The sequence below is a fragment of the Bacteroidales bacterium genome, assembly GCA_013141385.1.
Taxonomy (GTDB): domain Bacteria; phylum Bacteroidota; class Bacteroidia; order Bacteroidales; family Tenuifilaceae; genus UBA8529.
Window position 1 is genome coordinate 43,766 of sequence record JABFRB010000039.1, and the last position, 11,634, is coordinate 55,399.

Below are 11,634 nucleotides of genomic sequence, written 5' to 3' on the forward strand. Positions count from 1 at the left end.
CACTAGTTATTTTGCCAAATAAACCTATTTCGATTTATCAGGATCGACTGGAATAGGAGGTAAGCTCTTGAAGTTTTTTAGCTTGTCTTTAATCACCTCAATTGCTTTACTTAGCTGGTCATCGATACCAATGTACTCTTTATAGGAATCGTTATCAATAACAATGTCTGGATCAACCCCATGACCTTCAATAATCCACTTGCTTGCTTCGGAGCTAAAGCTGGCAAACTCTGGTTTACGAAGTTCTCCTCCATCAACAAAAGGTAATGAACTCGTAATTCCTACAACTCCACCCCATGATCGTGTTCCAATTGTTACTCCAAGTCCAAGTTTTTGGAAACCATAAGGGAATAAATCGCCATCGGATGCGGAGTATCTATTTAGGAGTAAAACCTTAGGACCAACATGCGTTTGGGCAGGGATTGTTGATGCATAGGGTGTGCCTCTCCTCATTGTTTGTCTATAAACCACACGGCTTAAGCGTTCGAGGATCATTGGTGAAACATTTCCACCTCCATTCCCTCTATCATCAATGATTAAGGCTTTTTTGGTTAGCTGAGGGTAGAAGTATTTAACAAACTCATTCAAGCCTTCAACTCCCATATCGGGAATATGGATATAACCAACTTCGCCATTGGTTGCCTCAGTCACCTTTTTGATATTATTTTGAACCCATGTGTAGTAGTATAGGCTTGATTCATTTGCAATAGGAGTAACCAAAACTTTCCGGCTACCTGCAAGTTCTGGCTTACTATTGACCACTAGTTCTACAGTTTTATCCGCCTTATCAATAAGCGTTGTGTAGATATCGTTAATGTTTTGTAGGTTTTGACCATCAACGGCTAATATAAAATCACCCTTACTAACATTTACGCCAACTTCACGTAGCGGAGAACTAAGAGATTTATTCCATGTAACCCCATCGAGTATTTGGTTAATTTGGAAGTATCCACTTGAATGTTTACTAAGTTTTGCACCAAGTAAACCAAGTTTGATACGTTCTGGTTCAGGTTTTTCGCCACTATTTACGTAGGCGTGACCAACATTTAGCTCACCAATCAGCTCACCAATTACGTAGGTTAAATCTGCACGATGGTTAACATATGGAATTAACGCATCATACTTTTTATGCATTGCTTTCCAATCCAACCCATGCATATTCTCTACGTAAAAGAAATCTCTCATCTGACGCCAGCTCTCATCATATATTTGCTTCCATTCCTTGTGATAATCAACCCAAACCTTCATATTACTCAAATCCATTGTTTTTTCGAGGTTGATTTTTGATGTGGGAAGATCGATTACGCTATAGTCCGAATCTTTTTGAACCAACATCTTTTTACCATTAGAGGATATTGTGAAGGTGATTGAATCGGCAAGTTCCGTTTCGGTTTTCTTAGCTAGATCGTAAAGTTTTGCAACTTGTTTTACAGTGCTATATTGATTGAAGTATACTTTACCATCAATGCAATTAACATCCTCATAGGATGAAACATCAACAGGAAGTGCAATAATCCTTGAAAGGATGCCATCAAAATCGATTTTTACATTAACAGGCGTAACCTCTTTCTTTGGAGTATCCTTCAATTCTTTTTCTGTTTTACTATCGGATTGTTTGGTTGATTCTGTTTTATTGGCACCAACCTCGTTATTCTCAGGAGCGAATGGCGAAGGGGTTTCCTTTGAAAGCAATATCATATAGATTTTGCTCATATCCTTATAAGCATAGTTCCATTCAACGGAGCTATAGATTGGATCGAAATCTCTATCGGAAACGAATAGGAGGTACTTGCCATCATTCGAAAATGTGGGTTGATCTGATTCATACCAATTATCGGTTACAGCTTGTTTTGTAGCAGATTCAATATTGTAAACATTTATGATGTGGAATCTATTCATATCGGTAGCTGTATAGGTAACCCATTTACTATCGGGTGACCATGAATAGTCGTTGATTCGACCAAATTCACTTTTTTCAACTAGGGTTACCTTTTTTGTAGCAACATCAACATACTGTAGGCGACCCAACCTATCGTTAAATAGGATTTTCTTGCTATCGGGTGACCATGATATTCTAAAGATATAGTTATTGATTCCATCGGTTAGCTTAACTGCTTCGGTGGAGCCATCCTGCTGCTGCATATAAACTTCGTACTCACCAGATTTATCGGATAAATAGGCAATATATTTACCATCGGGTGACCATACCGCAGCACGATCATGGGCATTGGAGCTATTTGTAAGGTTGCGGGTTATCCCTTTCTCTGCAGGAACGGTGTAGATATCACCACGTGCTGAAAATACAACTCGTTCGCCATTAGGAGCGATATCGCCGCTAAAGATATTCTTACTAGCATCCTTATATGATGGTCTGGAGTATGTGAAGTCATCAATAATGTTAATCGGGATTTTTTCTGATGATTTGGTTGCAACATCGTACTTGTATATATAGCCACCGTTCTCAAAGACTATTGTTTTATCGCTAAACGAGGGGAATTTAATATCGTACTCGGTAAAGCTAGTTACCTTGGTTGTTTCGCCGCTTTTAGTGTTGTATGCGAACATATTCATTGTTCTGTCCCTATCGGATAGGAAGTAGATATTGTCACCAACCCACATTGGTACTATCTCCTGAGATACTGTATTGGTTATGTTCTTGATCTCTTTGGTATCAAAATCAAAAATTGAGATATCATCGGCCATACCGCCCTTGTAGTATTTCCAAGTTCTAAACTCACGGAAAACCTTGTTGAAGGCTAACTTTTTGCCATCGGGTGAGTAGGAACAGAAACCACCTGTCATTAATGGTAATTCTTCCGAGATACCACCGTTTATTGATACTTTATAAAGTTGGCCTGTAAAGTCGTCGTAGGTTTGTTTTCTGGAGCGGTATATAATTGATTTTCCATCGGGTGTCCAGCTCATCACAATGTTGTTAGGGCCCATACGATCCGAAATATCATCGCGATTCAAAGTTGCCGTATAGGTTAACCTTTGAGGAACGCCCCCCTGCGATGGAATTGTGAATATTTCGGTATTCCCATCATATTGCCCAGTGAATGCAATTTTACTTCCATCGGGAGAGAAGTGGGCAAACATCTCGTAGCCAACGTTATTTGTTAGTTTTCTGGCAATTCCACCAGTGAGAGGTACTGTGTATAGATCGCCTGCATAGGTGAAGACAACCTGATTGCCATTTACGGCGGGGAATCTTAATAGTTTTGATTCTTGGCTAAATGTATTACCAGCAAAAGCTACCAATACAAATATGATAATTACTATTTTCTTCATTTTTAAAACATTATTGAATGGTAAAATAAATATAAATCTCCGTTTTTTGACAATAGAAAGCAAGTAAGGTTTAGTGTTTTTTGAAATATCTTTAAACTTTCGGAGTGAACAAATGTTAAAGGTGTTTTGTTAAATATGATTTTGATACTTTCCAAAGAAGGTTTTGAGCACTCAAAATAAACCTCAACCCCTTAAAATTGCTATAACAGGGCATTGCAGTGGTTTTTCATCTTTTTTTAATTTTAAGGAGGGTAGGGGTGGTGGTTTAAATGGTTTGACTCTAATAATGCCATCGAAGGCTGCCTGTATGTCATCATCTAATCGCAAAGCGTGATACAATTATCGCAAAATGTGATAATTTTGCATTGCAATGCCACCTGTGAATGATACTATACCATAAATTGATTGTACAATAATCACTCCTCCTTTTTAAGGAGGAGCAGGGGAGGTTTCCTGTTACTTTTTACAGCTAATATAATACTAGCATTAAAACAGAAAATTATGTGCAAGTATCAGCTATAAATCCTCATTAAAAAAATCGCAAAAAGCTGAGTTTTTTTCATTGAATATTATACAAGCAATACTTTCAAGAAAAGAAAAAATGAGGTAGGGGCCCAGTTTAACGGTGTTTTTTTTATGGAGTTTGGTACGATCTGGAGACAGCAATTTAAAGAGGACGTAGATACGCTGCACTAACCGAGCGTATTTTGCGAGTTCGCTGAGAGTAATCTACGTTGAACTGGGGAATTAAGAATCAAAAAAAGAAATACCGCCCTAAAAAAATAGCGGATAAAAATCTTTCGAATCTTCCTTGATCTTTTTAAACATTTCGGCTTGTTCCCTTTTTTCTTCAATTGGGCTGTTTACAATGCTCCATTCTGTGGTATAATCGTTGATTTTTTCCTTATTAATGGAAACTGAAATATTGGTCGATGGTATAGGTTCCAACTGTTCTATCATGGAAATTCTCTTTTCTCTCATAGTTGTAAGTATTAATTTTTTTTAGCGTTATGCCACCTGATAGTATACTTCTTTGATTTTTGCCGCTGCATCAACCCATTTAAGGTTATCTACCTCTTGCTTGCCATTTCTTCTTAAGTGGCTTGCCAATGCATCATAGCTTAATACTCCATATATGGCATCTGCCATGGCATCAATATCCCAGAAATTAATTTTTATGGCGTGTCTAATCACTTCCGATACACCCGACTGTTTTGATATAATGACTGGAACGTGGCTTTGCATTGCCTCAAGTGGCGAAATTCCAAACGGTTCAGAGACAGAGGGCATAACATATAAGTCGCTCATCCGAAACATACTAAACACATCATCCCCTTTTAAGAAACCTGTAAAATGGAAGTTTTTTGATATCCGTAACATTGCAGCCATTTTTACCATTTTTATCATTAAATCGCCACTCCCTGCCATAATAAAGTTAACGTCAGACTTTTTTTTTAAAACCATATTAGCCGCTTCTATAAAATACTCAGGTCCTTTCTGCATGGTGATTCTTCCGAGGAATGTTACAATCTTTCTATTCGTTTTCCCTCTGCTAAGCTGCTTAATCTCATAATTATTGGCATCCTCAACGGCGTTATGTATGGTTACTATTTTGGAAGGATGTATCCCATACTTCTGAATTACAATGTTTCGTGTGAGATTACTAACCGTTATTACCTTATCGGCTACCTCCATCCCTCTTCGCTCAATTTCATACACCCTTTGGTTAATGTTTTCGCCACTTCGGTCATATTCCGTGGCGTGTACATGAATCACCAGGGGTTTCCCCGAAACCTTTTTGGCTTCGATCCCCGCTGGATAGGTCAACCAATCATGCGCATGAATAACATCATGTGGTTCATTCCTCGCAATATTTGATGCAACAACTGCGTATCGGGATATTTCATCGAATAAGCTGGTTCCATAATTACCTGTAAACGTCAGCTTATTCGTTGGCGTATTTGAATCTTCATTTTTTAACCGCTCTTGTCGCTCAACGGATATCTGCTCAAATTGCTCCGGTGTTATATAAGCAGAAACATGCTCTCGAAATTCAAAGAACATTTTCTCTTCAAATTCTTTCTGCATTCTTACCGTTTTCCTTGTAAGCTCCACATCGCTGGCACCTATCAGCTTCATGTCGGGTTTGTGTTCATCTCCATAAACCTTGGGAACAACAAAGATTAAATCAATATCATTAAAGGAGGATAACCCTTTTGTTAAACCATAACAAGCAGTACCAAGACCACCTGAAATATGAGGGGGAAACTCCCATCCGAACATAAGTATTCTCATTAATATCTCATTTAATATTATGTGATAGATGTATTTGTGTTGCATGTTGTACTCTTTATATAACTGTGCAAATTAAGGGTTTGGTTAATATGCTGCTAAACCACATAGGTTGCTAAGTTGATGTAAAGATCTATGGAAAGCCTTTGTGTTCTTTTGGAGAGTTTCACGGCTGTTACTAAATCGGTTCGCTTCACCAGTAAAATAGTTCCTCGCAGCAAGTTGCAAGGAACTTCAATAAATGGACTAAGTTATAGCATAATTGATGAATTGTATGTGTCCTTATAAGGTGTTGCAACTAACCCATCGTTATCCCAATCGTTTTCCCAGCGGGTATCATCGAGCAGGTAGCGGTACTGATACTCTTTCCCTAATGGAAGTTCAACAGTACACTTGAATTTTCCATCTTTGTTTTTTTTCATTGGATGTTTTTCGGAGCTCCAGTTATTAAAATCGCCGACCACAGCAACCTTTTTTGAAGTATTAGTAATCGATTCTGGTAAAACAAAGGTAATCTGGCAAACACCCTTGTCGGTTAAAAAACGTTTCTGAATGCTCATAACAATACATTTAAAGGTTAATACTAATTGCATAAAAGTGTCTTAATTATTCTTTTCTTTCATGCGAAAATCAAAGGGAGAACAAACTTATGAATATTGGAGGGCAATATCAAGTTAATGCATTGTTAAATACCTGATAATGATTTAAATCATCGTTGCCTATTATTTTAAGATTAACTTTAAATCAAAGAGTTTTCTAATGGTTTGAAAGAGAATAGCAACATTTCAAGGAGATTAAAACAAAAAGTAAAAATTCAAAAAGAGGATTTAACTTAAAGTCCATGAGAGGAAAAAGAAAAAAGAGAAATGGCAAAAACGAACCGAACTTGCGAACCCTCCGATGGTAAAAGAGAAAAACATGAAAAGTGAGATTAAGTTAATCGGGCAAAGTTTAGGGCTTCAGTGAGGCAAGAAATTAACTTTGCTTAGCATACTTTAGTTCCTTTACTTCTAAAGGCTGCTATTATAAACTGAAAAAGAATTGTAATAAGTTACAAGTGTAATAGCAAGTAAATTAGCAAGTAAAATTACTTTAACCCTTTAATGCTATTTTTTGAGGAGGGTGTTGTTTTCAATTTCTTTCCTTCAATTTTAATGGTATTTAACTATAACAATCGGATAAGCGAGTGCGGTAGGAAGAAAAGTTGTGTATAGTAGCGAAGGGAGGCTTGCAAGGAAAGAGCTAACATACTCTGTTTTTACTCGCAAAGTTCGTGGGTTCGCTACTCTCTATTCACACTAGTTAAAATAAATTCCCCCTATTTTGATCCTTCAATCCAAAATATAGTATAAATTTGTTTCGGGAAAATACGAAATGAATTTTACTATGTTGGAAAAGGAAAAAGGTTATACGCAGAATCAGGAAAAGTTGGCAAGGTATGGGAAGGCTCTTTCGAATCCTGTTCGTGTTTTTATTCTGGATTTTTTGCTTACCAATTCAAGCAAGTGTTGCTATAGCGGCGATATGGCGGAGGAGCTGCCTATTGCCCGTTCTACGCTGTCGGAGCATTTAAAGGAGCTTAAGAATGCTGGGCTTATACAGGGTGAAATTAACCCTCCGTATATTAAGTATTGTATAAATCGTGAGAATTGGGAGGAGGCAAAGGTTTTGTTTGCTAACTTTTTTAAACGGTAAAAAAATTTAACTAAATATTTCGGGTATTCCCGAAATGATATAACTAATAAGCGTATGCATATAAAAATTTTAGGCACTGGCTGTGCCAAGTGTAAAACACTCGAAAAGCTTACCCGCGATGTGGTTGCTGAGAACGGTATTGATGCCACTATTACCAAGGTGGAGGATATAACCGAGATTATGAAGTACAATATTATGGCTACTCCCGCCCTTGTGGTTAACGAGAAGGTGGAGATTAAGGGACGTGTGCCTTCGGCTGCGGAGATAAAAGAGGTGTTGGCTAGGTATTAACAAACGTGAGTTTGATTTAAAAAAATGATGATAATTTTATTTACAATGATGTATTGTTATTTAGTGTGGCAATGGAAGGTTGGAATGATGGAATAATGGAACTGGAGCGAAGCGGAACTCGACGAAGTCAAAACAAGAGGTTAGATTTTTGCTTGTATCTTCCATTTTTGACTTCGCCGAACTCGTAAGCTCGGTTCCAAACTTCTATTATTCCATTAATTCAAGTAAAATAAATTGATATATAGATTAATACATTGTTTCTCATGACTAACTCACGTTAAATTAAAACATAACTATGAAACAAATTACAATTTTCAGCTTTGTGGTGCTTATGGTATTAAGCAGTATATCATGTAATGTACAAGGTGGTAAAAAGGAGAGTACACAAAGATCTATTTCAGCTAAGGTTGAGGTTTACTACTTTCATCTTGCCCGTAGGTGCAAAACCTGTTTGTCGGTTGAAGAGACTGCTAGAAAAGCCGTTGAAGTGCTTTACCCCGAAATGGTAAAAACTGGCGAATACGTATTTAAGGCTATAAATCTTGATGAATCCGAAAACAAAGTTTTTGCCGAGGAGCTGGGCATTGGCGGTCAAACTTTATTAGTTGTAAGCGGAAAAAATAGGCTTGATATAACCGATAAGGGCTTTTTGAACGCCCACGATCTTGAAAAGATGAAAGAGGAGATTCAGAAAGCTGTTGATCAGGCTCTAAAAGGTTAGTTCTTATGGAATTTTTACGAAGCATACTTGATAGCACACAATACTCATTTGTAACAGCACTGATTCTGGGGCTGATGACAGCTATCAGCCCTTGCCCTTTGGCAACAAATATTTCGGCAATTGGATTTATTAGCCGCAATATTGAAGACCGAAGACGGGTATTTATCAGCGGTTTGGTTTACACCCTCGGGCGTGCCATTAGCTATACGGCATTAGCCGTAATTCTTTATTTTGGTGCAAGTAAAATGCACGTTTCGATGCTGTTTCAGGGTTGGGGTGAAAAATTACTCGGCCCAGTGCTAATTGTGATTGGGTTGTTTATGCTCGATGTTATCAAAATCAACCTTCCTGCCTTATCTAATCTTACTCAAAAAATTGGCGAGAGGGGCAAAGGAAGTTATTGGAGTACACTTTTACTAGGAATTGTCTTTGCTCTTGCGTTTTGTCCGTATAGCGGGGTGCTTTATTTTGCTATGCTTATCCCTATTACAGTTGCAAGCGCAAGCGGGTTATATCTCCCTGTTGTGTTTGCCGTTGCTACAGGTTTACCTGTTATTCTGTTCGCATGGTTATTGGCTTATGCTGTAGGTAATGTGGGTAAACTATATAATCATATAAAGATATTTGAACTCTGGTTTAGGCGTGTGGTTGCCGTGATGTTTATTGGTGTTGGGGTGTATTATATTTTTGTAACAATTTGACAAATTGACAAATTGACAATGAGACAGTGAAACAGTGAGACAATGGGACAGTGGGGTAATTTGAGAATTTGAAAATGAAAAGAATAAAGATGAAAGTGAAAAGAGAAAAATGAAAAATGAAAAATGAAAAATGGAAAGGGGAAAGTGAAAAGGGGAAAGTAAAGGAATATGAAGAATAATAAGTATAAGTTGATTGGGGGTTTGAGGTTGGATTTTTTTGTTGAGTTTTTTAAGGATGCATATCATATTCTCCAGATAAGCACTCAAATATTTCTCAAATTGTTCCATTGTCTTATTGTCTTATTGTCTCATTGTCTCATTGTCAAATTTTCAAATTGTCTCATTCTCAAATTTTCAAATTAGTAATATGAATCTTGGAATATTTAAATCGCGCAGCTTTCAAATAGTTTTACTGCTTTTACCTGTTTGGTATTTGGTTTATCGCAATTTGCAACCATTAACCGATTGGTTTATCGATACGGTTTTGGGATTGGAAAAGGGGACTCGATTTACTGAATCGTTGCGATTCTTTATTTTCGAGATGCCCAAAGTATTGATGCTGCTTACGCTTATTATATTTTTTGTGGGCATTATCCGCTCTTACTTTTCGGCCGAACGTACAAGGAAGATACTTGAAGGTAAATCGACATTTACGGGTAACGTGCTGGCTTCGTTGCTTGGCATTGTTACACCGTTTTGTTCATGTTCTGCAATTCCTTTGTTTTTAGGATTTGTGGAATCGGGTGTGCCATTGGGTGTTACCTTTTCGTTTCTGATTGCTGCTCCTATGATTAACGAGGTTGCTGTAATCCTTTTGTTTGGATTATTTGGCTGGAAAACGGCTCTTATTTATGTTCTAACAGGTTTAATTATTGCCATTTTTTCGGGTTGGACAATTGGCAAGTTAAAGCTTGAGCATTGGGTAGAAGATTGGGTTTACAAAACTCAATTAGGTAACGCAACCGATGATGAGGAAAAACAAACATTAGCCAACAGAATACGCTTTGGTTATGATGCTGTGAAGGAGATTGTTGGCAAGGTATGGATTTATGTTGCCATTGGTATTGCAGTGGGAGCAGGGGCACATGGATATGTACCGCAGGATTTTATGGCTTCAATTATGGGTAAATCGGTTTGGTATAGCGTGCCATTGTCCGTTCTGATTGGTGTTCCATTGTATTCCAATGCAGCCGGGATAATTCCTATTGTTTCGGTTTTGATTGAAAAAGGGGCTTCTCTTGGTACCGCATTGGCTTTTATGATGGCTGTTATTGGGCTTTCGTTGCCCGAGATGATAATTCTTAAGAAAGTACTTAAACTCCCGTTGATATTAACCTTTATTGGTATTGTAGCATCGGGGATAATGGTAGTTGGTTATCTATTCAACTTTATTTTTTAACAATTTAGCAAAGAATTCTCACGCTAAGTCGCAAAACCTCAAAGAAATTACTTGGTAGAAGTTATTTGAAGGCGATGAATGTGAAAGGAAACCATATGAAAGGCAATTACAAAATATGTTTTATTGAAAAACTTGGGAAGTTAGTAATAACAACAATTAATCAGCGCAAAGGGAAAAAACTTTTAGTTTTTTCTTCTTAGCGAAATTGGCGGCTTTGCGAGAAATATTAGAACGATAATAGCATGTATAATTGACATTTTTTTACTTTGTTATCCGATGAAAATTTGAATGACATCTGTTTTAGAATGTTTATTAATATTACGCTGCTCTGCAGCTTTGATCTCTATTTGTAAATTACTTACTACAAATATTTTGCTGCTCTGCAGCTTTTAAAGCGGTAGCACCGCGATAATATTTGTAGGAAAAATGATATATATATAAATAAGCCCTGTAGGGGTAATATATCTCAAAACCTTATTATGTAGTAATTATTAATTCTTAAAACATTTGCAAAATGGGAACAATTGCTGACGAAAAGGGCTGCCTTTGTGGTAGCGGTGAAAAGATTGTTATTGCCTGTTCTGGTGCTTGCGATTTAGGTCACATTACAGATCTTGTTGCCCGCAAGCTACGCGATAACAAGGTTTATAAGATGAATTGCCTTGCTGCGGTTGGTGCTGATATAAAACCAACTATTGAAGCGTTTAAAACGGCAAACCTTCTATTGCTCGATGGCTGTACAGTTGATTGCGGTAAAAAGATTCTGGACAAGGCTGGAATTACAAATTATCACTATTTGCGATTAACGGATCTTGGCTATGTAAAAGGGCAAACTCCTGTAACCGATGAGGTAATTAAAGCGGTGTACGAAAAGGCCGAAGTGCTTTAGAAAGTATTGTTTTTATGGAGCTTCGCATTAGGAGCGGGTATATTTAGATTCTTGGGATTGATATAAGAACAAAGCTAGAGGGTGAGAAATCCTTCTAGAAAGTGTAAGTTGAGTATTCTCTTATTTTTAAAATAAGAACCCAACTTATGTGTCGGGTTCTTATGGGTATCAAGAATTATAACTTTAAATCTCAAATATTATCTACTTTAAACCTTTAGTTAAATATCCTAATTGAGGTGTTTATTTAAGCACTAATTTTAACATTCTGATATGTAATGGGATCACCTTCAACCATTCGAACAATAAGTTTATGAAAAATGGTTTGCTTATGTATCGATCTGTTGATCCTAAAGCA

The 11,634-nt window shown here is 37.2% G+C and carries 10 protein-coding genes; 6 read left to right on the plus strand and 4 right to left on the minus strand.

Going from position 1 to position 11,634, the window contains the following annotated elements:
* Positions 1 to 24: 24 nt before the first annotated feature.
* From HOO91_18865 to HOO91_18880, 4 genes are all read right to left on the minus strand, one after another.
* Entirely contained in the window at positions 25 to 3,291 is a 3,267-nt protein-coding gene (locus HOO91_18865; protein ID NOU19624.1) for a protease, read from the minus strand.
* A gap of 774 nt (positions 3,292 to 4,065) precedes the next feature.
* The gene (locus HOO91_18870) at positions 4,066 to 4,272 is read right to left on the minus strand and encodes a hypothetical protein (protein ID NOU19625.1); all 207 of its coding nucleotides are present in this window, start codon (positions 4,270 to 4,272) and stop codon (positions 4,066 to 4,068) included.
* Between the two features lie 27 nt (positions 4,273 to 4,299).
* A complete protein-coding gene (locus tag HOO91_18875) occupies positions 4,300 to 5,592 on the minus strand; it encodes a glycosyltransferase (GenBank protein NOU19626.1) in 1,293 nt (430 codons plus the stop codon).
* A 242-nt stretch (positions 5,593 to 5,834) separates the two neighbouring features.
* Complete coding sequence (locus HOO91_18880) at positions 5,835 to 6,143, minus strand: glycoside hydrolase (protein NOU19627.1); 309 nt, start codon at positions 6,141 to 6,143, stop codon at positions 5,835 to 5,837.
* An 826-nt stretch (positions 6,144 to 6,969) separates the two neighbouring features.
* On the opposite strand from HOO91_18880, the gene HOO91_18885 reads away from it, so the two are divergent.
* The 6 genes from HOO91_18885 (at position 6,970) to HOO91_18910 (ending at position 11,279) form a co-directional block, all read left to right on the plus strand.
* On the plus strand, positions 6,970 to 7,278 hold the full coding sequence (locus HOO91_18885) for a winged helix-turn-helix transcriptional regulator (protein ID NOU19628.1): 309 nt from the start codon (positions 6,970 to 6,972) through the stop codon (positions 7,276 to 7,278).
* 54 nt (positions 7,279 to 7,332) lie between these two features.
* Positions 7,333 to 7,569 (plus strand): thioredoxin family protein, encoded by a 237-nt coding sequence (locus HOO91_18890; GenBank protein ID NOU19629.1) that lies wholly within the window; start codon positions 7,333 to 7,335, stop codon positions 7,567 to 7,569.
* 295 nt (positions 7,570 to 7,864) lie between these two features.
* Complete coding sequence (locus HOO91_18895; protein NOU19630.1) at positions 7,865 to 8,290, plus strand: hypothetical protein; 426 nt, start codon at positions 7,865 to 7,867, stop codon at positions 8,288 to 8,290.
* Positions 8,291 to 8,295: 5 nt separating this feature from the next.
* A complete protein-coding gene (locus tag HOO91_18900) occupies positions 8,296 to 8,991 on the plus strand; it encodes a sulfite exporter TauE/SafE family protein (GenBank protein NOU19631.1) in 696 nt (231 codons plus the stop codon).
* A 367-nt stretch (positions 8,992 to 9,358) separates the two neighbouring features.
* Positions 9,359 to 10,390, plus strand: a complete 1,032-nt coding sequence (locus HOO91_18905; GenBank protein ID NOU19632.1) for a permease — start codon at positions 9,359 to 9,361, stop codon at positions 10,388 to 10,390.
* Positions 10,391 to 10,904: 514 nt separating this feature from the next.
* The gene (locus HOO91_18910) at positions 10,905 to 11,279 is read left to right on the plus strand and encodes a zinc-binding protein (GenBank protein NOU19633.1); all 375 of its coding nucleotides are present in this window, start codon (positions 10,905 to 10,907) and stop codon (positions 11,277 to 11,279) included.
* Positions 11,280 to 11,634 lie beyond the last annotated feature (355 nt).

What these genes read in the sequence shown, in the direction of transcription:
- HOO91_18885 (NOU19628.1), top strand. Translation starts at nt 6,970, where the DNA reads ATGTTGGAAAAGGAAAAAGGTTATACGCAGAATCAGGAAAAGTTGGCA.
- HOO91_18865 (NOU19624.1), bottom strand. Translation starts at nt 3,291, where the DNA reads ATGAAGAAAATAGTAATTATCATATTTGTATTGGTAGCTTTTGCTGGT.
- HOO91_18895 (NOU19630.1), top strand. Translation starts at nt 7,865, where the DNA reads ATGAAACAAATTACAATTTTCAGCTTTGTGGTGCTTATGGTATTAAGC.
- HOO91_18890 (NOU19629.1), top strand. Translation starts at nt 7,333, where the DNA reads ATGCATATAAAAATTTTAGGCACTGGCTGTGCCAAGTGTAAAACACTC.
- HOO91_18910 (NOU19633.1), top strand. Translation starts at nt 10,905, where the DNA reads ATGGGAACAATTGCTGACGAAAAGGGCTGCCTTTGTGGTAGCGGTGAA.
- HOO91_18905 (NOU19632.1), top strand. Translation starts at nt 9,359, where the DNA reads ATGAATCTTGGAATATTTAAATCGCGCAGCTTTCAAATAGTTTTACTG.
- HOO91_18900 (NOU19631.1), top strand. Translation starts at nt 8,296, where the DNA reads ATGGAATTTTTACGAAGCATACTTGATAGCACACAATACTCATTTGTA.
- HOO91_18880 (NOU19627.1), bottom strand. Translation starts at nt 6,143, where the DNA reads ATGAGCATTCAGAAACGTTTTTTAACCGACAAGGGTGTTTGCCAGATT.
- HOO91_18870 (NOU19625.1), bottom strand. Translation starts at nt 4,272, where the DNA reads ATGAGAGAAAAGAGAATTTCCATGATAGAACAGTTGGAACCTATACCA.